Genomic DNA, 20,807 nt, shown 5'->3' with positions numbered 1-20,807 from the left:
GAGAGAACGCGCATGGCCCAGGCTATGAAAATCGCGATCGTTGATGATGAACAGGATATGCGGCAGTCGATCAGCCAGTGGCTGGCGCTGTCAGGCTATGACACGGAGACCTTCTCCAGCGCCGAGGAAGCGCTCAAGGTTCTGGGGCCGGATTACCCGGGGATTGTGATCTCTGACATCAAGATGCCGGGTATGGACGGCATGCAGTTCCTCAAGAAACTGATGGGCACCGACAGCGCGCTGCCGGTGATCATGATCACCGGCCACGGCGATGTGCCGATGGCGGTGGAGGCGATGCGCGTGGGTGCCTTCGACTTCCTCGAAAAGCCCTTCAACCCGGACCGCATGTCGGAACTGGCCAAGCGCGCTACCGGCGCCCGCCGCCTGACATTGGACAACCGCGCATTGCGTCGCGAGCTGTCGGACGGCTCTCAGATCATGAAGAAGCTGATCGGCCAGAGCCCGGTGATGGAGCGCCTGCGCGAGGACATCCTCGACCTGGGCCAGGCCGATGGCCACGTGCTGATCGACGGCGAAACCGGCACCGGCAAGACACTGGTCGCCCACGCGCTGCACGCAGTCGGCAGCCGGGCGGGCAAGAAGTTCGTGCTTGTGTCTTGTGCGGCTCTCGAAGAGGAGGCGCTGTCCAAACGCCTGTTTGGCCCGATGCAGCCAGAAGACAGCATGCTGCCCGCAATTGAGGAAGCCCGCGGCGGCACCCTGGTGCTGGAAGACATTGACGCGCTGTCCGAAACCCTCCAGGCCAAGCTGCTGAGCGTGATCAACGAGCAGGGAACACCTGCCGAGACCCGGATCATTGCAATCTCCAACTTGCAGGAAGCCGGCAAAACCTGCGAGGACGCGCTGCGCCCGGACCTGTTCTACCGTCTGGCCGCGCTGCGCATCACCGTGCCGCCGCTGCGCCAGCGCGGCGAGGATATCCTGACGCTGTTCACCCGCCTCAGCGAGCAATTCTCCGAAGAATACGGCTGCGATGCACCGCAGGTCAGCGCCCAGGAAGCGGCGCAACTCTTGCAAGCGCCATGGCCCGGCAACGTCCGTCAGCTGATCAACATCGCCGAACGCGCGGTCCTGCAATCGCGCCGCGGCTCCGGCACCATCGCGTCCCTCCTGATGTCCGATCACGAGGAGATGCAGCCGGTGATGACCACCGAAGGCAAGCCGCTGAAGGAATACGTCGAAGCGTTCGAGCGGATGCTGATCGACAACACCATGCGCCGCCACAAGGGCTCTATCGCCAGCGTGATGGACGAGCTGTGCCTGCCGCGCCGGACGCTGAACGAAAAAATGGCGAAATACGGCCTGCAGCGCTCGGATTATCTGGCCTGATCTCTCTTCCGGGCCGTTTCCCGGCGTGGGAAGCGGCCCGGAAAGCACGTTTTTTCAGCCGGAGTTCCTGCGGAATTCCGGTTCTGTACTGAATTTAAACGGAAAATTAACGACATTCCGGATACCGGCAATCTGATTTCATTTTCAGGTTTTGCGGTGACGAATGACCATTGTCATTACCTATCCACAGGCCTTATGCTGTCCCAACGGGCCGGAAACCGGCAATTGGCTTCCCCCGTACTGATGAGTTTCGCTGGCTTCGGCTTTTGTCCGGCACGATCCGAGAAAGCTGCAGCCAGACCGATTGGCCCCCTTGACCAAGGGGGCAGTGTAGCGCCCGAGCCGGAATTACAGCCGGCGCAGGGATTATAGGGCAGGGAAGGCTGCGGCCAGCCTGCCGGAGAAGAACCGCGATGACGCGCGCGAGAGCGAAGAGCACTGAGGCAGGAAGGCCGGGCACAGACCCCGGGACCACCTGCTGCACCGCGCCGTCCCAGATCGCCCTGACAAGACACCACCCGAAACGCGCGCGGCCGCCTGGAAGCAGACAGCTTGCGGGCGCACAGGGCAGGTGCACCAAGGAAACATGGCAAAGAAGATGCTTATTGACGCCACCCACGCGGAAGAAACCCGCGTTGTGGTGGTCGATGGAAACAAGGTTGAGGAGTTCGACTTTGAATCCGAAAACAAACGCCAGCTTGCTGGCAACATCTACCTCGCAAAAGTAACCCGGGTCGAACCGTCGCTGCAGGCGGCGTTTGTGGACTATGGCGGCAACCGCCATGGCTTCCTGGCGTTTTCGGAAATCCATCCGGACTATTACCAGATCCCCGTCGCGGACCGTGAGGCCCTGATGGAGGAAGAGCGCGCCTACGCCGAGGCGATGCGCGCCCGCGACGAAGACGAGGAAGAAAAACCGTCCAAGCCCAAGCGGTCGCGCCGGTCCAAGTCTTCCGCCAAGGCGGCTAAGGCCTCCTCTGATGATGCAGTGGAGACCAAGGAAGTTGACGTCTCCGAGGAGAAAACCGGCGAGATTGCCGGGATGGAAACCATCGACCTGAGCGACAGTGCCGCAGCCGAGGACGTCCCGGCGGAACTGGCCGAGGTGCCCGAAGGCTCCTCGCCGGTGGAACGCGTCGCGGAAACACCGGTGGAAGAGCCGGAGGACGAGGCCGAAGCCCCCGCTGAGGCGGACGCGCCTGCCGAAGCGGGCGAAGAGCCTGCAGAAGCGGTGGAAGAGATCGCTGAAGAGGCTGCTCCTGCTGAAAAAGCAGCGGCAGAAGAGACTGCGGAAGAGACCGGAGAAGCGCCTGCGGCGGCTCAGGCCGAAGCGGACGCCGGAGAATCCAAGGCAGAGCCTGCCAGCGATGATGCTGCTGGTGACGAGGGCGATGAAAACGGCGGCTCCCGCCGGGCGGACGCGGCCACCAAGGATGAAACCATCGAATCTGTCGCTGACGAAGACGACAGCGAGGACATCCGTCCGCCGCGCAAACCGCGGCCGCGCCGTTACAAGATCCAGGAAGTGATCAAGGTGCGCCAGGTGCTGCTGGTGCAAGTCGTCAAGGAAGAGCGCGGCAACAAGGGCGCGGCGCTGACCACCTACCTGTCGCTTGCTGGCCGTTACTGCGTGCTGATGCCCAACACCGCCCGTGGCGGCGGCATCTCCCGCAAGATCACCAACGCTGCCGACCGCAAGAAACTCAAGGACATCGCCTCTGAACTGGACGTGCCGACCGGCGCGGGCCTTATCGTGCGCACCGCCGGGGCCAAGCGCACCAAGGCGGAGATCAAGCGCGACTACGAATACCTGCAGCGCCTGTGGGAGCAAATTCGCGAACTGACGCTGAAATCCATCGCGCCCGCCAAGATCTACGAAGAGGGCGACCTGATAAAACGCTCGATCCGCGACCTGTATAACCGCGAGATCGACGAGGTTCTGGTGGAAGGCGACCGCGGCTACCGCATCGCCAAGGACTTCATGAAAATGATCATGCCGTCCCATGCGAAGAACGTGAAGCACTACCAGGACGCGCTGCCGCTGTTCGCCCGTTACCAGGTCGAAAGCTACTTGGGTGCCATGTTCAACCCGGTGGTGCAGCTGAAGTCCGGCGGCTACATCGTGATCGGCGTGACCGAGGCGCTGGTGGCGATCGACGTGAACTCCGGCCGTGCGACCAAGGAAGCCTCGATCGAGGAAACCGCGCTCAAGACCAACCTGGAGGCCGCCGAAGAGGTGGCGCGCCAGCTGCGTCTGCGCGACCTAGCGGGCCTGATCGTGATCGACTTCATCGACATGGACGAACGCAAGAACAACGCCGCCGTCGAAAAGCGCATGAAGGACAAGCTGAAAACCGACCGCGCCCGCATCCAGGTGGGCCGGATCTCCGGCTTCGGCCTCATGGAAATGTCGCGCCAGCGCCTGCGCCCCGGCATGATCGAAGCCACCACCGCGCCGTGCCCGCATTGCCACGGCACCGGCCTGATCCGCTCGGACGACTCGATGGCGCTGTCGATCCTGCGCCAGATCGAGGAAGAGGGCACCCGCCGCCGCTCCCGCGAGGTGCTGGTGCGCTGCCCGGTCTCCATCGCCAACTTCCTGATGAACCAGAAGCGCGAGCATATCGCCCAGATCGAGGCGCGTTACGGCCTGTCCGTTCGCATCGAAGGCGACGCGCATCTGGTGAGCCCGGACTTTGTTCTGGAGAAATTCAAGACCGCGTCACGCACTGTGCCTGCGGCCACGGCTCCGGTGGTGTCGGTTGACACATCGATCATGGATCAGGTGGACGCGGACGAGGCGCAGCAGGACGAGGAAGAGGCGCCCGTCGCCGCGGAGGCCGCTGAAGAAGCCGCGCCGCAGGATGACAAGCCCAAGCGCAAGCGCCGCCGCCGTCGCCGCCGCAAGTCCGGAAACGGCGATCAGCCCCAGGCGGGCGAGAACGGCGACGAAACTTCCGAAGATCAGGATCAGCCGAAGGAAGAGGCCGCAGAGGCGCAGGAAACTGCCGCTGAAGCGGAAGAACCTGCCGCGGAAGAGGTGAAGGAGAAGAAACGCTCCCGCACCCGGACACGTTCGCGCAAGCCGAAGGCAAGGCAGGCTGAGGCGGAAGCCGTGGAGGCCAGCGAAGAGACCGCGGCAGCTGCTGAAGGTTCAGAAGCCGCCGCAGAGGAAGCACCGGTCGCGGCTGAAACTGCCGAAGCACCTGTGGCAGAGGCTGCTGCGGAGGCTCCGGCTGAAGAGACCGCGGAACAAGCGGCTGCTGACAGCGCCGAGGCCTCCGCCGCCAAGGACGCAGAACCGGTTGCGGAAGCTGAACAGGCCGCTCCGGCCGAAGAAGCGGCCGCTGTGGAAGATGCCGCACCGTCTGAGGAGCCTGCGGAAGCGGCCGAAGCGGCTGAAGTGCAGCCTGCTGAAGAACCCGCTGCGGAAGCCGCGGAGGATCAGCCTGCCGCTGCTGAAGAAGCCCAGCCGGAACCCGTCGCTGCGGAAGAGGAAAAGCAGCCGGAGCCTGCCATGGCTGGCGCCGCGGCTGAACCGGAACCGGCAGCCCCGCCCAAGCCGAAGCGCCGAGGCTGGTGGTCGATGGGCGGCTGAGCCAGGCACAAGAATAAGGGAAAAGGCAGGCCGCCAGGCCTGCCTTTTTCATTCAAGGCTGCCGGCAATTCCGGATCTCCTGACTGGACGCGGGCCATCGTTTACCGGCGCGGGAAACCACCCGGAAAACACGTGTTTTCCGAGCCGGAATTCTCGCAGAATTCCGGCGCTCCCAGGCACGGGCGGTTGTGAGGATTGCGGCCTAGCTGCCTTTGCGGATCAGGTAGATCTGATGGCCTGCGCCTTCGCTGTGGCCCAGGAACTCATGCCCTGCTTCATTGCAGAAATGCGGCACATCGATCACAGCCGCCGGGTCGTCGGCCAGCAGTTGCAGCACATGGCCGGGCTGCAGCGATTTCAGCCGCTTGCGCGCCTTCAGGACGGGCAGGGGGCACAGCAGCCCGATTGCATCAAGTGTCTCTTTGATCTCGCTCATGGTGTTCAGATAAGGGGGATGTTTCATGCTGTCCACAAGGATGTGACCAGCCGTCCCCGTGACGTTGGCCGCCTGCTGGCATAAGTGTGGATCATGTTTGGAATCGAGATCATCGACGCAGGGCTGCTCCCTGCCATGCTGGTGGCGCTGCTGGGCGGCGTGATCAGTTTCCTGTCGCCTTGCGTGCTGCCGATCGTGCCGCCCTACCTGGCCTATATGAGCGGCGTCACCATTGGCGAGATGCAGGGCACGGTCGCCGCGCGGCGCAAGGCCATCATTGCGGCGCTGTTCTTCGTGCTGGGGCTGTCCACGGTGTTCCTTCTGCTGGGCTTCACGGCCTCGGCTTTCGGCGCATTTGTGCTGCAAAATCAGGAACTTTTTGCGCAAGTCTCAGGTGTCGTGGTGATCATTTTCGGCCTGCACTTCCTGTCGGTCTTTCGCATTCCGCTGCTGGACCGCGAGGCGCGGATGGAGGCCGGCGAATCCGGCGGCTCCGCTCTGGGCGCCTATGTTCTGGGGCTGGCTTTTGCCTTTGGCTGGACCCCCTGCATAGGGCCGCAGCTGGGCGCGATCCTGTCGCTGGCCGCATCGGAGGCTTCGGTCAGCCGCGGCACCATCCTGCTGGGCGTTTATGCCGCGGGCCTGGGCGTGCCCTTCCTGCTGGCGGCGATGTTCCTCAACCGTTCGATGACGCTGATGAACAAGATGAAGCGCCACATGGGTGTGATTGAAAAGGCAATGGGCGGCCTGTTGCTGTTCGTCGGCATCATGCTGGTTACCGGCCTGTTCACCACCTTCTCCTGGTGGCTGCTGGAGACATTCCCGGCGCTGGCAACACTGGGATGACCCCGGGGAGTTTCAAAGGGGCCTGAGGGCCCCTTCTTCTTTGTCCCTCCCAGCCTTACTCTTGCCGGATTGCGCTGCTAGTCTGCCTTCGAAATGTCAGAGCAGGACAGCGTGGATCAAATCGGTTCCAACCCTCAGCAGGTACGCAAACGCCGGGTGTTCTACATCCCCGGCTATGACCCGATTCACCCGCGCCGCTACCGGGAGCTCTACCGCAAGGAAGGCGCGGCTCAGGCGCAGATTTCCGGTTACAGCCTGACGCTGTCCCCCAAACGGACCAGAGGCCCCTACGGCTGGCACACGGCTGCTGAGATGGACGGGCAAAGGACCGAGGCGGATATCGAAGTGCTGGTCTGGTCCGACATCGTGCGCGGCAGCATGGAGGCGACGATCCCCGGCACCTATTGGCAGCTGTTGCGCACCGCCTGGATCTATATCTCAACCGGGGCGCTCAGGCGGCTGATGCGGCTGCGCAAGGGGCCGGTGATTGCGGCGCTTTACCCGGTAGGAATGCTGCTCTTGCAGGCGCTGCTGGCGCTACTGCTGGCCTGGGGTGTTGCCCATGCCTTTGGTCTTCTTTCAGTCGCGGCCGGGGTTGGCGGTACTTTCACATGGCTGCCGGGCTGGGCCTTGGGCCTTGGCGCCGGATATGCGCTGCTGCGCTGGTTCAAGGAACGCGATGGCAAGTTCTTCGCCTATTACCTGATGCACGACTACGCGCATTCGGCAGCCGCCGGCGGTGCGATCCCGCCGGAGATGGAAACGCGGATGAGGGAATTCCGCTCTGTGATTGCCGAGGCCTTGCAGGACAAAAGTCTGGATGAGGTGCTGGTCGTCGGCCATTCCTCCGGCGCGCATGTGGGCGTGTCGGTGCTGGCGGACCTGATCCGGGAGGGCGTTCCGGACACCCGCCCGGCGCTGGGGTTCCTGACACTGGGGCAGGTGGTGCCAATGGTCTCCTTCTTGCCACAGGCCAAACGTTTGCGGGCTGACCTGAAATACCTGTCTCAGCGCGAGGAGCTTGCCTGGGTGGATGTCACCGCCCCGGGCGACGGCTGCGCCTTTGCGCTGTGCGACCCGGTTGCGGTCAGCGGCGTTGCGCCAGCGGGCAAACGCTGGCCGCTGGTGTTCTCCGCCGCATTCACCCAGACCCTCAGCCCGGAGCGTTGGCAGCAGCTGCGCTGGCGCTTCTTCCGGCTGCATTTCCAGTATCTCTGCGCCTTCGACCGGCCGGGAGATTATGACTACTTCCGGATAACAGCCGGGCCGCTGACGCTGGCGCAGCGCTACCGGGACCGCAAACCTTCGCAGTCGCGGATTGACGTGCCGGTGTCGAAGTTCACTTCGGTGGCCGCTGAATGACCCAGGTGCTGCCGCCGAAACCGCCGGCGCGCCCCGACCGGGTGTCGCTCTGGCGCTATGTGAAGCTGTTCCGGCAGGACATCCTCTCGGCCCAGCCCGCGCGCCTCTACCGCGCCTGGATGGCCGAGTTCCGCACCCCGTTCTTCCGCTCTTTCCTGGTCAACCAGCCGGATCTGGTGAAGCTCTTGCTGAAGGAGCGTCCAGACGATTTCCCCAAGTCGGACCGCATTGCCGAGGGTTTGAAGCCCTTGCTGGGCAATTCCGTGTTTTTGACCAACGGCGAAGCCTGGAAGCGGCAGCGGCGGATCATTGATCCTGCGTTTGAGGGGGGACGGCTCAAGGATACCTACCCGGCGATGCGCGCCGCGGCAGAGGCGGCGGTCCAGCGGCTGGAAGGGCGGACGGGACCGGTGGAGATCGAGGAGGAAACCTCCCACGCGGCGGCGGATGTGATTTTCCGCACGCTGTTTTCAATTCCGATCGAGCATGAGGTGGCCGGACAGGTCTTCATTCGGTTCCGCGACTACCAGCGCAGCCAGCCCTTGCTGAACCTGGCCGCCTTCGTGCCGCTGCCGCGCTGGATGCCGCGGTTCTTCCGCCGCGGCACCCGCCGGAACGCTGAGACGATCCGGAGGCTGATTGCCCAACTGACGGCTGAACGGATGGCGGCGATCAAGGCGGGCAGCGCGCCGGATGATCTGGCGACCAAAATCATGACCACCCGCGACCCGGAGACCGGAAGCACGTTTGATACTGCCGAAATGGTCGATCAGGTGGCGATCTTCTTCCTCGCGGGCCATGAAACCAGCGCTTCTGCCCTAGCCTGGGCGCTCTATCTGATGGCGCTGTACCCTGAGTGGCAGGAGAAGGTGGCGGCAGAGGCTTCGGCGTTGGACGACGAGAGCTTTGCCGCTGTCTCCAGGCTGAAGATCAGCCGCGATGTGTTCCGCGAAACCCTGCGGCTGTATCCGCCGGTGCCGATGATGGTGCGCGAGGCCAGCTGTCCCGAGCATTTCCGCAACCGTGACGTGCCCAAGGGCGCGCAGATGGTCCTCAGTCCCTGGCACCTGCACCGCCACGAACGGCTTTGGGAGAACCCGGACGGCTTTGATCCGGCACGCTGGGGGACGGAGAACGGCAAGAAGTGCCAGCGGGAAGCCTATATCCCGTTTTCCGCAGGCTCCCGCGTCTGCACCGGGGCGGGGTTTGCCATGGTAGAGGGGCCGCTGATCCTGTCGATGATCCTGCGCCGGTTCCGCGTCGAACCGGTGGCGGGCAAGGCGCCGGTGCCGGTAGCGCATCTTACGGTGCGGTCAAGGAACGGGATCTGGCTGCAGCTTTCGAAACGCTAGCCAAGAAAATTCGAATTTTCTTGGCAAATTTCTTCGAAGAAAATTGCGTCACTGGATGATGCGCACGGCGTCCTGATTGCAGAAAATTACGACCTGACCTGCGTTTTCCACGGCATGGAATCCGCGGTGTTTCAACTCTTGCCGAAACCGGTCCCAGCCGAGCAGCCGTTCTATATCGCGCTTCTGCCGCCGGATGACACCACCCTTGGCCGCCGCCTGGGAACGGAACAATTGCTGCAGCCAAGCGTCAGCAGAGAGAGGGGCAGGTACCGGCATGAACCGATGATTGCAATTTGCGGTTAACGCGCTCTTAACCGTCGCAGCACAAACAGCCGGATGGCGGAGGCCAGCCCGCAATCCTCGCCGCGGCGTTCGTCAATTTCGGCTGCCAAGTCGTTGATTGCCCGGTCTTCCTGAGCTGCGATCTCGCGGAAGGCGTCCCAAAAGTCATCCTCCAGCGACACCGACGTCCGGTGCCCGCGCAGGGTCAAGGAATGCTTCTTGGGCCGGGAATTCATTCGTCGCGCTTGTGCGCGTCCAGGCGTTTGACCTCTTGCGCGTTGCGTGCCTTGTCCAGGTCTTTTTCTGCCTTGGTCCGTCCGAAGGTCACAGCGTTCCGGTCAGCGCGGGCCCTTTTCTCGGCCCGCGCTTTTTCTTTTCTGTACCGGTTCAGATTGACCGGCCCTGAACCGGAACCTGCCATCAGTCCTTGGGCCCGATCATCTGCTCAGGCCGCACCACCGCGTCAAAAGTGGCTTCATCGACAAAGCCCAGCTTGACCGCCTCTTCCTTCAGGGTGGTGCCGTTCTTGTGCGCGGTCTTGGCAACGGTTGTGGCGTTGTCGTAACCGATGGTCGGCGCCAGCGCGGTGACCAGCATCAGGCTTTCCTTCATCAGCTTGTCGATGCGCGGCTCGTTGGCCTTGATGCCGTTCAGCATCCGCTCGGTGAAGCTGTCCGCGGCATCGCCCAAGAGCTGGATCGACTGCAGCAGGTTATAGGACATCATCGGGTTGTAGACATTCAGCTCAAAATGGCCCTGGGAGCCTGCAAACTTGATCGCCGCGTCATTGCCCATCACGTGCGCCGCCACCTGGGTCAGCGCCTCTGCCTGGGTCGGGTTCACCTTGCCCGGCATGATCGAGGAGCCGGGTTCGTTCTCCGGCAGGATCAGCTCACCAAGGCCGGAGCGCGGGCCGGAGCCGAGGAAGCGGATGTCGTTGGCGATCTTGTAGCAGCTGCCTGCAATGGTCGCGAGCGCGCCGGACAGGAACACCATGGCGTCATGCGCCGCCAGCGCCTCGAACTTGTTGGGTGCGGTGACAAAGGGCAGGCCGGTGATCTCGGCCATGTTGGCGGCAACGGTCTCGCCCCAGCCTTTCTGGGTGTTGAGGCCGGTGCCGACCGCGGTTCCGCCCTGCGCCAGCTCGTAGATGCCGGGCATCGCCGCTTCGACCCGCGCCAGACCCTGACGGATCTGATGGGCGTAACCGCCAAATTCCTGGCCCAGGGTCAGCGGGGTCGCGTCCTGGGTGTGGGTGCGGCCGATCTTGATGATGTCCTTGAACTCTTCGGACTTCTTTTCCAGCCCTTCCGCCAGCTTGGTCAGGCCCGGCATCAGCACGTCGCGCACCATCATCGCGGTGGCGATATGCATCGCGGTGGGGAAGGTGTCGTTGGAGGACTGGCCCATGTTGCAGTGATCGTTCGGGTGCACCGGATCTTTGGAGCCGATGGTGCCGCCCAGGATCTCAATCGCGCGGTTGGCGATCACTTCGTTGGAGTTCATGTTGGACTGGGTGCCGGACCCGGTCTGCCACACCACCAGCGGGAAGTTGTCGTCGAACTTGCCGGCCACCACTTCGCTGGCGGCCTGGATAACGGCATCGGCGATCTTTGCGTCCAGCTTGCCCGAGTCCTTGTTGGCCATGGCGCAGGCCTGCTTGATCACGCCAAGCGCGCGCACGATGGCAACCGGCTGCTTTTCCCAGCCGATCGGGAAGTTCATGATCGAACGCTGGGTCTGCGCGCCCCAGTACTTGTCTGCGGGGACCTCAAGCGGGCCAAAGCTGTCGGTTTCGGTGCGGGTTTCGGACATCCGTCTTCTCTCCGTTGCGTATGCGATTGTATGCCGTTTAGCCTGCGCGCTGCTGCAGTGCAATTGGCCAGTTGCGCGCAGCATAGCCAATCACGCGGTCAGGTATAGTGCCGAATTGGCGCAATCCAAGACATGCCATTGCTTGAAACCATGCTATGATTACAGTGCGAGGGCAGGCTTGGACATCCGGAAGGAATTGCGACGTGCCGACGCATTTGCGAACTCTCAGAATCCCATTGGGCCTAGCTGCTATGCTTGTGGCGGGGGCCCTCTTGCTTCTGCCGCATTGGGCGCGCGCCGATATTTCCCGTTTTGTCGGCCAATACGCCGGCAGCGTCGAGATCGTGAAGGCTGATGGTGACACCGATCCCCGGGACATGAGTGTTGTGATCCGCGAAATGAAGAAGGGGTTCACCATCAAATGGACCTCCACCACTGAAAAGGATGACGGCCGCCGGAAATCCAAGACTTATGAGATCGAATTCCTGCCCAGCGGCCGCAACGGTGTCTTCTCCGCAGCCATGACGCGCAACGTCTTTGGCCATTCGGTGCCGCTCAATCCAATGGAGGGAGAGCCGTTTGTCTGGGGCCGGATCACTGGCGATAAGCTGACGGTGTTCTCGCTGTATATCCACCCCAACGGCGACTACGAGATGCAGCAGTACGACCGGACTTTGGCCGAAGGCGGTCTGGACCTGGAGTATACCTCGCGCCTGAACGGCGAGCCCCGGCGGCAGTTGAGCACTTTCCTGGCCCGGCAGTGATCCGGACAAGAAAAAGGCGGCCTGCGAGGCCGCCTGACGTTAACCGGGATGGTCTTCCGCGTTATTTGCGGAAGCTGTCCAGTGAAACGATATCAGCGTTTTTCTTTTCTTCTGCAGGAGCTTGGACATTGTCCTGCTCCTCGTCGGCGTCCGGCACCGCTGCATAGCTTTCCGGCTCCTCATCGGCGCTTTCGAAACGCAGGCCGAATTCCACCGACGGGTCCACGAAGGTGCGGATAGCGTCATAAGGAATATAGAGCGGTTCGGGCGAGTCACCGAAATTGAGCGTGACGGCAAACCCCTCGTCATCCACAGTCAGATTGTCGAACCAGTGCTGCATGACCACGGTCATTTCACCCGGGTACCGGTCGGACAGCCAATCGGCCAGTTCCACATCCGGATGTGCCGTGTCGAAGGTGATGAAAAAGTGGTGGTTACCGGGCAAGCCGTTCTCAGCGATGTCCTGCAGCACGGTCCGGATCAGGCCGCGCATGGCAGTGTGCATCAGGTTGCCATAGTCGATTTCACGGGACATGCAGTCACCCCTTGTTCATTTGTTCCCAAGCATAAGAGATTCTGGCGGAAACAAAAGACCGCCCTTTCGGTCAGCGAAAAAATTCTTGGAACCGCACGGCCCTCCGACGGCCGTCGCAGTCAGCTGATTGCAAACGGGAATTCCGCAGTGGCCAAACCGGCGCAGGCCATCGCGGCAAGCAGCAGCAGCATATTGCCGCGCACGATCCAGGCGGCCAGCGGCGCCAGCAAAACCAGCAGCACGGCCCGCGTGTCCATGCTGTCCCAGACGGGGACGGGAACATGCAGGATGCCTGCCTCAAAGACCTGCGTTCCGGCAAAAGCCACATGCATCAGGAACCAGACCGACAGGTTCAGGATCACGCCCGCGACCGTGGCGGTCACCGCCTTCAGCGCCATGCCCAGCCGCGGGTGCGCGGCTATGCGTTCCACATAAGGCGCGGCGGCAAAGATCCACAGAAAACAGGGCATGAAGGTCGCCCACAACGCCACGGCACCCGCGGCCAGAAACAGGCCCAGCCCGTCCTGCAGCAGCCCTGACAGCATGGCAACGAACTGGGTGACCAGGATCAGCGGGCCGGGGGTAGTCTCGGCCAGTCCCAGCGCGTCGATCATCTGCCCGGCGCTGATCCAGCCGAACTGGCTGACCACTGTTTGGCTGATATAGGCCAGCACCGCGTATGCCCCGCCAAAGGTCACCACGGCGAGTTTGGAGAAGAACCATCCGACATCGGCCAGAAAGCCCGCGCCGGACAGGCTGAGCGCGATCAGCGGCAGCAGCCACAGGCTGCCCCAGACGGCAATGGTCCGCAGTGTGCTGGCCGCCTGAAACGGTGCGGCGGAGGCGGGCAGATCCGGGTCTTCTGCCTTGCGCAAATATCCGGTAACCGCCGCGGCCAGCACCACCAGCGGAAACGGAAGGTTGAGCAGGAACAGCGCGGCAAAGCCGAACCCGGCCAGCATCCAGTCCACCCTGTGGCGCAGCGCCTTGGCCGCCAGCCGACGCAGCGCTTGCAGGATGATAACGACAACAGCGGCCTTGATGCCCAGAAAGGCCGACTGCACCGCGGGGAGGGTGCCGTATTGCACATAGAGCCAGGTCAGGAGGGCAATCACCGCCGCACCCGGCAAAACGAACAGCAGGCCTGCCAGCAGCCCGCCGGCGGTGCCGCGCATCTTCCAGCCGGTATAGGTGGCCAGCTGCATCGCCTCAGGCCCCGGCAGCAGCATGCAAAAGGACAGGCCGCGCAGGAAGCTCTCCTCGCTCAGCCAGGGCCGGTCCTCGACCAGCTCCTTGTGCATCACCGCAATCTGCGCCGCCGGGCCGCCAAAGCTCAGCACCCCGATGCGCCCGAACACACGGAACATCTCCGCCCAGCCGGGATGGCTCATGCCTTGCGGTCCGCGGGCCAGTCGTGGCCTTCGCCCTGGCCATCGCGGGCCCAGCGGTACAGCGCGTCATAAAGGGTCATGCCTGCCTCAAGCTGCTGATGGTCGTCCTTGTACTGGCGCGACAGTCCGACCGAAAGGGCGAGAAGCCCTGCTGCCTCGGGTGCCAGATCGTGCCGGTTGGTATCGGCGCCTCTCACAACCCGGGCCAGGGTGTCAAGCGCGGGCGTGCGCAGGCCGAATTCGTCCAGCATGGTGTCAAAGGTGCAGTGTTCGCCTCGGTGCGACCAGAACACATCCTCGGTATCGAATGGCGTGGCGCCAAAGCGTTCGGCTACGGCTGCCACCTCAGACGGCGTGACAAACAGAAAGCGCGCCTCCGGGTCCGCAAAGCGGCGGATCAGCCAAGGGCAGGCGATACGGTCGATCTTGGGCCGGTGCCGGGTCACCCACAGGGTTCTGCCGCCCACTGGCGCGGGCAGGGCCTCGAAGGGCAGGCGCGGCGCGCCTTTGAGGTCGCGCCAGGCGTGCATGCCGCCCTGCAGGTATTCCGCTACGATCCCGTCATTGCGCAGCCAGGCCGCCATACCTTGCGACAATTTGAGGCCCTTCTGGCAGATCACCACACAGCGCCGCCCGTTCAGGCGGGCCTTGAGGCCCTCGATATCCGAATGAGGATGCCTGAAGGACCCCGGGATCAGATAGGGGTCGGCAGCAAAGTCTTCTTCAGTGCAGATATCGGCCAGTACCGGCGCGTTGGGGGTGCCAATCAGGCGCAGCAGCTGGGCGGGGGTGATTTCATTCGGGGCAGCCATGGGCATGTCTCCTCGCAAGCAAGGTTAACATGCGAACCTTGGGCTGTCGCCTCACGGGGCGTTCGCGGTTGTCCCCCTGTCTTTAAAAAGACCAGCCGGGGCAGCCCTGTCAAGCCCGGGAGCCGCCGCCGGCAGAGAGTAAGCGCCCGCTACCTTAGCCGCTCACCGGTCAGGCAGATGGCCATGGCCTCTGGCGGCAATTGCCCCAGTTTCTCGAACATTCGAAAATAATCCATGTTGGAGTGCATCTCGGTGATCCTGCCGTCCTGTACCCGGGCCATGACCTGGCCGGTGATTTCAAACGGCTCGCCGTCGCGGGGATTGCTGGTTGCGGCCAGCATACGGACAGAGATCCATTCGTCTGTTTCCATCACGTGGGTAAAGGTCACCTTGATCGGACCCAGCAGGTTGCGCAGCGCTGCGACCACCTCGCCGTAATCGCTTTCCGGTTCCGCCAGGGCAGAAACCGCCCCGGAGATCAGCGTGTTGCTGCCCATGATTTCGGGAACCGCATTCAGATTGCCTTTGCCCCAGACTTCTTCGAACCAGTAGTGCAGAACACGGGTCAGCGGCATGTCTGCCATGCTGTCCGGATCGAATGGTGCCGCCATGGCGGTCTGGGGCGCGGACGCGGCGGCCCGGCGGGTGATTAGGGTTTCAGGTGCGGGATTGTTGGGGGACTGAGTCATTCTTTTCGTCGCGTATAACCTTGCCGGATCAGGCAAGCATCAGAGGGGGCTCGCAACCGCCCTCGCTTTTCCGGGCGGCGGGCCGGCGGAGCCGGTTGCATCGCGCGCTCCGGCACACCGGGCTGCTATTGCAGATTTTCGTTTTTCAACTTCGTGCTGGCCAGGGGACAGCCATTGTTTTTGCAGGCCGGTACCGGTTCAGATCCCGGCAGCCTATCTGCTGGCGGCAGGAACCGCAGCCCAAACATAAGGTTTTAAGCATTCACGTGAGACCGGTAGAGGACCTTCATTGCAAAGGCTGAAGAAGTGCAGGTTTCTGTTGCCAGGTACCTGCGAACCCCGCCTTACGCGGCTAGGCGCAAGGGCTTAGATTTCGATTCCTCGAACTGCTTACGCAGCCAGAGCAACCGGAGCACGATTGTCGTTTGCAATTGTACTGTTTGGGCCGGTACGGTGGCACCCCGCCGAGACAAAGCAAACCCCTTTAGACGTCCGTCGATCCTGTTTCGGCCCCATGATCCCCAAACGAAGGATTTTGGTGGAGCCGCCGGGTACCGCCCCCGGGTCCGATCCGCTTATTACGAGCGCGTTTATGTCCATAGTTCCACATGGGAACAGCAGCTATATAATGCGCTTCTGTGCGGTTGCAAAGGGGGCAACCGGAATCCTGCGAGGATTCCGGCCAGTTTTCCGGCGCGGAAAACTGGTGCTGTGCCGCCGCTGGTGCCGCCAGAAATCCTCGCAGGATTTCTGGCCGTTTTCCGCGCCGGAAAACGGTGCCGTCACACCAGTCTGCGGATCGGGGCGCTGTTGCAGAAGACGACAACCTGCTCGCGGTTCAGCACTGCCTGAAACCCGCGGGCGCGGACTTCGGCCAGAAAGGCCTCCATCCCGGCATAGCGCTCGATATCGCGGATCTTGCGGCGAAGCACCTGGCCGTTCTGCACCGCCTTGCAGGCGAAGATATCGCGCAGCCAGATTTCGGGGGAAAGGGCGGAGCCGGGTTTGACCATGCCGCCAGTGTCCCGGGTCATGGTTAACAAAGTGTTGACTGCCTATCTTTGCGCCCGCGCGGCAAAGACGTCGGAGGCCAGCTTGCGGGTCTCGCTCTCCAGGTCCTGCAGGCCGGAGACGGCTGCGCTGCCGTCGCCTGCCTCGATGGCATCGGCAATGCGGGAATGCAGGCCGGTGATCGCCTCCCGGTCGCGGGCGGTGAAGGTGATCATGTTCATCAAGGGCTGCATTGCCTCCACCGCGCCGGCCAGCTGGTAGGAAAGCACCGGGTTGCCCGCGCCATCCACCAGTGCCCGGTGAAACGCCACGTCAGAGGCGCAGAAGGCCTCGTCGGTCAGGCCCGGCTGCCCCTGGCGGAAGATCTCCGCCCGCATCGTCGCCAGATGGTCGGCACTGCGGCGCTCGGCTGACAGCGGTGCACAGGCACGCTCCAGCGCGTAGCGCGCCTCGCAGGCGGTATCGAAACTCACCGCATTCATGCTGAGGAGCAAGGTCGACGTGGTGATCTGCTGCGAATAGGCGTCTTCAAAGCTCAGCCGGTTCACGAACGCACCGCCCGCCGCGCCGCGCTGGGTGCGGATCAGCGATTGCGCAGCCAGCCGTTTCAGCGCCTCGCGCACCGTCGGGCGGGAGACCTGGAAGTGATCTGACAGCTCCGCCTCCGACGGCAGCCGCTCATCGACAATCAGCTCGCCGGAAATGATGGCATCCTTGATCGCCTGGGCTATCTGAACCGAAAGATCGGCGGAGCTGTTGGGGTCAATCTTCATACCCGGTATCCTGACGCTGCGTAATGCCGGAGCTGGCCCGGCAAGAAATCATTTGTCTGACATTTAAAAGTCTGACATTTAAAACTCAAGACGTGAGTCGCAGACCCTCTTACCCGGAGCGCGCCATGAAAGCCATTCTGGCACAACGGATCAGAACCATGGGAGGCTGGCATTGGCTGGGCCTGTTCGGGCTGATCCTGGGGGCGTGGGTCTTGCTTTATGCGATGTCGGTGCCGGCCGAGCTGCGCGCGGCTGGCGCGATCTACGGGCCCGATTTCTGGCGCGATTTCTGCACTCTGACGCCGGATGCGGCGGGCTTTGGCAAGATGCTGGTGATGTGGGCGCTGATGTCGGCAGCGATGATGGCGCCGACCGCGCTGCCCGCCTTTGCCACCTATGAGGACTTGTCCCACACCGCGCCCGGCACCAGTTTCACCCGGCTGGTGGGCGGTTATCTGGCCGTGTGGCTGGGTTTTTCCGCGCTGGCCGCCGTGCTGCAACTGGGACTGTTCCAGGCAGAATTGCTCACCGCCTTTGGCGACAGCAACTCGCGCTACCTGTCGGCGGGGCTGCTGCTGATCGCGGGCGGCTACCAGTTCTCGCCAGTCAAGGAGGCCTGCCTCAGCAAATGCCGCCGCCCGCTGGTGTTCTTTATGCAGCACTGGGACGAGGGCCCGCTGCGCAACGGCCTGCGGCTGGGGCTGGTGTGCCTGGGCTGCTGCTGGGCGCTGATGCTGCTGGCCTTTGCGGGCGGCACCATGAACATCGCCTTCATGGGGCTGGCGACCGTGATCATGATTTTGGAAAAGCTGCCGGACCTGGGCCGCTACATCACCAAACCGCTGGGAGCGGGGCTGGTGATTGCGGCGCTGGCGCTGGCGGCAGGGATAATCTGAGAGGGAGACTAAGACATGGCCTTGGACGCCGCAACGGGCACCGTGCCCTGGACAATCAAAGGGGAACTGATCCTCAACTGCAACTGCACTGTGTTCTGCCCCTGCGTGGTGTCGCTGGGCAAGCACCCGCCGACCGAGGGTCACTGCCAGGCCTGGGCGGGCGTGCGCATCGACACGGGCGAATACGGCGGGGTTGACCTGTCGGGCCTGAACGTCGGCCTGTTCCTGGAGATCCCCGGCAACATGGGCCGCGGCAACTGGAAGGCGGCGGCATATATTGACGAGCGCGCCTCGGAAGACGCCTATGACGCGCTGGTCGCGATCTTCTCGGGCGCGGCGCGCGGCACCACCGGGCTGTTCTCCATGCTGGTGGGCGAATTCCTGGGCGCCGAACGCGCGCCGGTCACCTTCGAGACCGAAGGCAAGGAGCGCCGCCTGATGGTCGGCAAGAAGATCCAGGGCGCTGTGGTCCCGGTCGAGGGCAAGGACGGCAAGGACATCGTTGTCACCAACACCGAATACTGGATGGGGCCCGACATCACCGTCGCCACCGCCACCAAAGGCCGCGTCCGCGCCTTTGGCCGGGTTTGGGATTTCGATGGCCGTTCTGCCGAGATCTGCCAGATCGACTGGCACGGCCCAAAATAAGCGGCTTTTCCGGCGGCTGCTCGTCTGCGGCCGCCGGGCATACTGCACATGGTTCTGGGAGGAATAGCCATGGCCCTGATTTCCCCGTCGCGCCGCCTTCGGCGCACCCCGTTTTCCGAAGGCGTCGAAGCCGCCGGCGTCAAGGCCTATACGGTCTACAACCGGATGCTGCTGCCCACTGTCTTTGAGAGCGTGGAAGCGGACTACCGCCACCTGAAGCGCCACGTGCAGGTTTGGGACGTTGCCTGCGAGCGCCAGGTGGAGCTGCGCGGCCCCGACGCCGGGCGGCTGATGCAGATGCTGACACCGCGCGACCTGCGCGGCATGACGGCAGGCCAGTGTTTCTACGTGCCCATCGTCGACGAGACCGGCGGCATGCTGAACGATCCGGTGGCGGTCAAGCTGAGCGACGACCGCTGGTGGATCTCGATTGCCGACAGCGATCTGCTGTTATGGGTCAAGGGCATTGCCAACGGCTGGCGGCTGGATGTGCTGGTGGATGAGCCGGATGTCTCGCCGCTCGCAATCCAAGGCCCCCGCGCGGACGACCTGATGGCCCGTGTCTTTGGCGAGGAGGTGCGCAAGATCCGCTTCTTCCGCTTCGGCATCTTCCAGTTCGAGGGCCGCGACATGGTGATCGCGCGTTCTGGCTACTCCAAGCAGGGCGGCTATGAGATCTACCTCGAAGGCGGCGATCTGGGGATGCCGCTGTGGAACCGTCTGTTTGAGGCGGGCGAGGACCTGCAGGTCCGGGCCGGCTGCCCCAACCTGATCGAACGGATCGAAGGCGGTCTGCTGAGCTACGGCAACGACATGACCGACGACAATACCCCGCATGAATGCGGCCTGGGCAAGTTCTGCAACACCCATACGGCAATTGGCTGCATCGGCCGCGACGCCCTGCTGCGGGTGGCCAAGGAGGGGCCGGTGCAGCAAATCCGCCCGATTGCGATTGACGGCGATGCCGTGCCAGGCTGCGACCGGCCATGGGCTGTCTTTGCGAATGGCAAGCGGGTGGGGCAGGTGACCTCCGCCGCCTGGTCGCCGGACTTTGAGACCAACGTCTCTATCGGCATGATCCGCATGACCCATTGGGATGCGGGCACGAAACTTGAGGTGGAAACACCTGACGGTATGCGCACAGCCTCCGTGCGCGACACATTCTGGATTTAAGGAGAAGGCAGATGTTCAACGCATTGGTTGTGAACAAGGACGAAGAGAGCGGCAAGACCTCTGCCGCGGTCGAGCAGATCAGCCTGGATCAGCTGCCCGAGGGCGAGGTGACCGTGGCGGTGGAATACTCCACCGTGAACTACAAGGACGGGCTCTGCATCGGTCCGGGCGGCGGGCTTGTGCGCAAATACCCGCATGTGCCGGGCATCGACTTTGCCGGCACCGTCGAGGCCTCCTCGGATGACCGGTATAAACCGGGCGACAAGGTGGTGCTGACCGGCTGGCGCGTGGGCGAGGCCCATTGGGGCGGCTACAGCCAAAAGGCCAACGTGCGCGCCGACTGGCTGGTGCCGCTGCCCGAGGGTCTTGATACCCGCCACGCGATGGCTGTGGGCACTGCGGGCTTTACCGCGATGCTGGCGGTGATGGCGCTGGAGGATCACGGCCTCGAGCCGGGCCACGGGCCGGTTCTGGTCACAGGTGCCGCGGGCGGCGTGGGGTCGGTCGCCACCGCAATTCTCGCGAACCTCGGCTATGAGGTTGCTGGTGTCACTGGCCGCCCGGAGACCGCTGATTACCTGAAATCGCTTGGCGCCACCCAGATCGTGGCCCGCGAGGAGATCAACGAGACCACCAAGCGGCCGCTGGAAAGCGAATCCTGGGCGGGCTGCGTGGACGCCGTCGGCGGCGCCATGCTGGCGCGGGTGCTGGGGCAGATGAAATACGGTGCCTCGGTGGCGGCGGTCGGCCTGGCAGGCGGTGCCGGGCTGCCGGCGACCGTCATCCCCTTCCTGCTGCGCGGCGTGAACCTGCTGGGCATCGACTCGGTCATGCAGCCCTACGACAACCGTGTCCGCGCCTGGCAGCGGATTGCCAAGGACCTGCCGATGGACAAGCTGGACGCGATGATCCAGCCCGCTACCCTCAGCGACTTGCCGCAACTGGGTGCGGATATCCTCAAAGGCCAGGTCAAGGGCCGCGTCGTGGTGGACGTCAACGCCTAAATCCTTATAATAAATTGCATCTACCGGATGAACGCGCGGCGCTGTCCGCGCGTTTTTCATGTGTGCCGCG

21 protein-coding genes and 1 other RNA gene are annotated in these 20,807 nt (G+C 63.3%); 10 read left to right on the top strand and 12 right to left on the bottom strand.

What is annotated here, in order from left to right:
• Positions 1-12 precede the first annotated feature (12 nt).
• Positions 13-1,350 carry a sigma-54-dependent transcriptional regulator gene (locus tag AC5STI_RS05930; protein ID WP_475052505.1) on the top strand — a complete coding sequence of 446 codons (1,338 nt, stop codon included), beginning with the start codon at positions 13-15 and terminating at the stop codon, positions 1,348-1,350.
• A gap of 586 nt (positions 1,351-1,936) precedes the next feature.
• Positions 1,937-4,948, top strand: a complete 3,012-nt coding sequence (locus tag AC5STI_RS05925; RefSeq protein ID WP_495446014.1) for an Rne/Rng family ribonuclease — start codon at positions 1,937-1,939, stop codon at positions 4,946-4,948.
• 202 nt (positions 4,949-5,150) lie between these two features.
• Here the strand turns inward: AC5STI_RS05925 and AC5STI_RS05920 are convergent, their stop codons facing one another.
• On the bottom strand, positions 5,151-5,384 hold the full coding sequence (locus AC5STI_RS05920) for a sulfurtransferase TusA family protein (RefSeq protein ID WP_475053152.1): 234 nt from the start codon (positions 5,382-5,384) through the stop codon (positions 5,151-5,153).
• Between the two features lie 93 nt (positions 5,385-5,477).
• Here AC5STI_RS05920 and AC5STI_RS05915 point away from each other — a divergent pair, with 93 nt between their 5' ends.
• The 3 genes from AC5STI_RS05915 (at position 5,478) to AC5STI_RS05905 (ending at position 8,944) form a co-directional block, all read left to right on the top strand.
• Positions 5,478-6,230, top strand: coding sequence for a cytochrome c biogenesis CcdA family protein (locus AC5STI_RS05915; RefSeq protein ID WP_475052501.1), 753 nt, complete (start codon positions 5,478-5,480; stop codon positions 6,228-6,230).
• Positions 6,231-6,323: 93 nt separating this feature from the next.
• Positions 6,324-7,592, top strand: a complete 1,269-nt coding sequence (locus tag AC5STI_RS05910) for a hypothetical protein (RefSeq protein ID WP_495446013.1) — start codon at positions 6,324-6,326, stop codon at positions 7,590-7,592.
• The gene (locus AC5STI_RS05905; protein WP_495446012.1) at positions 7,589-8,944 is read left to right on the top strand and encodes a cytochrome P450; all 1,356 of its coding nucleotides are present in this window, start codon (positions 7,589-7,591) and stop codon (positions 8,942-8,944) included. Before AC5STI_RS05910 ends, AC5STI_RS05905 begins: the two co-directional genes overlap by 4 nt.
• Before the next feature lie 48 nt (positions 8,945-8,992).
• Here the strand turns inward: AC5STI_RS05905 and AC5STI_RS05900 are convergent, their stop codons facing one another.
• From AC5STI_RS05900 to fumC, 4 genes are read right to left on the bottom strand one after another with little or no spacing between them, the layout of a single operon-like run.
• Positions 8,993-9,220: an N-(5'-phosphoribosyl)anthranilate isomerase gene (locus AC5STI_RS05900; protein WP_259973249.1), complete on the bottom strand. Its 228-nt coding sequence runs from the start codon at positions 9,218-9,220 to the stop codon at positions 8,993-8,995.
• Positions 9,221-9,243: 23 nt separating this feature from the next.
• Positions 9,244-9,462 carry a ribbon-helix-helix domain-containing protein gene (locus tag AC5STI_RS05895; protein WP_495446011.1) on the bottom strand — a complete coding sequence of 73 codons (219 nt, stop codon included), beginning with the start codon at positions 9,460-9,462 and terminating at the stop codon, positions 9,244-9,246.
• A complete protein-coding gene (locus AC5STI_RS05890; protein WP_495446010.1) occupies positions 9,459-9,647 on the bottom strand; it encodes a DUF4169 family protein in 189 nt (62 codons plus the stop codon). Before AC5STI_RS05890 ends, AC5STI_RS05895 begins: the two co-directional genes overlap by 4 nt.
• Positions 9,647-11,041, bottom strand: coding sequence for a class II fumarate hydratase (fumC, locus tag AC5STI_RS05885; protein WP_495446009.1), 1,395 nt, complete (start codon positions 11,039-11,041; stop codon positions 9,647-9,649). Before fumC ends, AC5STI_RS05890 begins: the two co-directional genes overlap by 1 nt.
• 251 nt (positions 11,042-11,292) lie before the next feature.
• Here fumC and AC5STI_RS05880 point away from each other — a divergent pair, with 251 nt between their 5' ends.
• Positions 11,293-11,805, top strand: coding sequence for a hypothetical protein (locus AC5STI_RS05880; RefSeq protein WP_495446008.1), 513 nt, complete (start codon positions 11,293-11,295; stop codon positions 11,803-11,805).
• 61 nt (positions 11,806-11,866) lie between these two features.
• On the opposite strand, the gene AC5STI_RS05875 is transcribed toward AC5STI_RS05880, so the two are convergent.
• From AC5STI_RS05875 to AC5STI_RS05845, 7 genes are all read right to left on the bottom strand, one after another.
• On the bottom strand, positions 11,867-12,340 hold the full coding sequence (locus AC5STI_RS05875; protein ID WP_475052482.1) for an SspB family protein: 474 nt from the start codon (positions 12,338-12,340) through the stop codon (positions 11,867-11,869).
• 119 nt (positions 12,341-12,459) lie between these two features.
• A complete protein-coding gene (gene chrA, locus AC5STI_RS05870) occupies positions 12,460-13,731 on the bottom strand; it encodes a chromate efflux transporter (RefSeq protein ID WP_495446007.1) in 1,272 nt (423 codons plus the stop codon).
• On the bottom strand, positions 13,728-14,543 hold the full coding sequence (locus tag AC5STI_RS05865) for a chromate resistance protein ChrB domain-containing protein (protein WP_495446006.1): 816 nt from the start codon (positions 14,541-14,543) through the stop codon (positions 13,728-13,730). Before AC5STI_RS05865 ends, chrA begins: the two co-directional genes overlap by 4 nt.
• A 149-nt stretch (positions 14,544-14,692) precedes the next feature.
• Positions 14,693-15,232 carry a nuclear transport factor 2 family protein gene (locus AC5STI_RS05860; protein ID WP_495446005.1) on the bottom strand — a complete coding sequence of 180 codons (540 nt, stop codon included), beginning with the start codon at positions 15,230-15,232 and terminating at the stop codon, positions 14,693-14,695.
• Positions 15,233-15,537: 305 nt separating this feature from the next.
• Positions 15,538-15,887: a transfer-messenger RNA gene (gene ssrA, locus AC5STI_RS05855) on the bottom strand.
• Between the two features lie 127 nt (positions 15,888-16,014).
• Positions 16,015-16,266, bottom strand: coding sequence for an aspartate aminotransferase (locus AC5STI_RS05850; RefSeq protein WP_495446004.1), 252 nt, complete (start codon positions 16,264-16,266; stop codon positions 16,015-16,017).
• A 21-nt stretch (positions 16,267-16,287) separates the two neighbouring features.
• The gene (locus AC5STI_RS05845) at positions 16,288-17,016 is read right to left on the bottom strand and encodes a FadR/GntR family transcriptional regulator (protein WP_475052472.1); all 729 of its coding nucleotides are present in this window, start codon (positions 17,014-17,016) and stop codon (positions 16,288-16,290) included.
• 125 nt (positions 17,017-17,141) lie between these two features.
• On the opposite strand from AC5STI_RS05845, the gene AC5STI_RS05840 reads away from it, so the two are divergent.
• From AC5STI_RS05840 to acuI, 4 genes are all read left to right on the top strand, one after another.
• Positions 17,142-17,912, top strand: coding sequence for a DUF2182 domain-containing protein (locus AC5STI_RS05840; protein WP_495446003.1), 771 nt, complete (start codon positions 17,142-17,144; stop codon positions 17,910-17,912).
• Between the two features lie 15 nt (positions 17,913-17,927).
• Positions 17,928-18,560, top strand: coding sequence for a DUF1326 domain-containing protein (locus AC5STI_RS05835; RefSeq protein ID WP_495446002.1), 633 nt, complete (start codon positions 17,928-17,930; stop codon positions 18,558-18,560).
• Between the two features lie 69 nt (positions 18,561-18,629).
• Positions 18,630-19,733, top strand: coding sequence for a dimethylsulfoniopropionate demethylase (locus tag AC5STI_RS05830; RefSeq protein WP_495446001.1), 1,104 nt, complete (start codon positions 18,630-18,632; stop codon positions 19,731-19,733).
• Between the two features lie 11 nt (positions 19,734-19,744).
• The gene (acuI, locus tag AC5STI_RS05825) at positions 19,745-20,737 is read left to right on the top strand and encodes an acryloyl-CoA reductase (RefSeq protein WP_495446000.1); all 993 of its coding nucleotides are present in this window, start codon (positions 19,745-19,747) and stop codon (positions 20,735-20,737) included.
• Positions 20,738-20,807 lie beyond the last annotated feature (70 nt).

Source organism: Leisingera sp. CC-HEC096 (assembly GCF_059429235.1).
The sequence above is the reverse complement of the archived record's forward strand: the minus strand, read 5'-3'. Positions and strand labels throughout refer to the sequence as shown.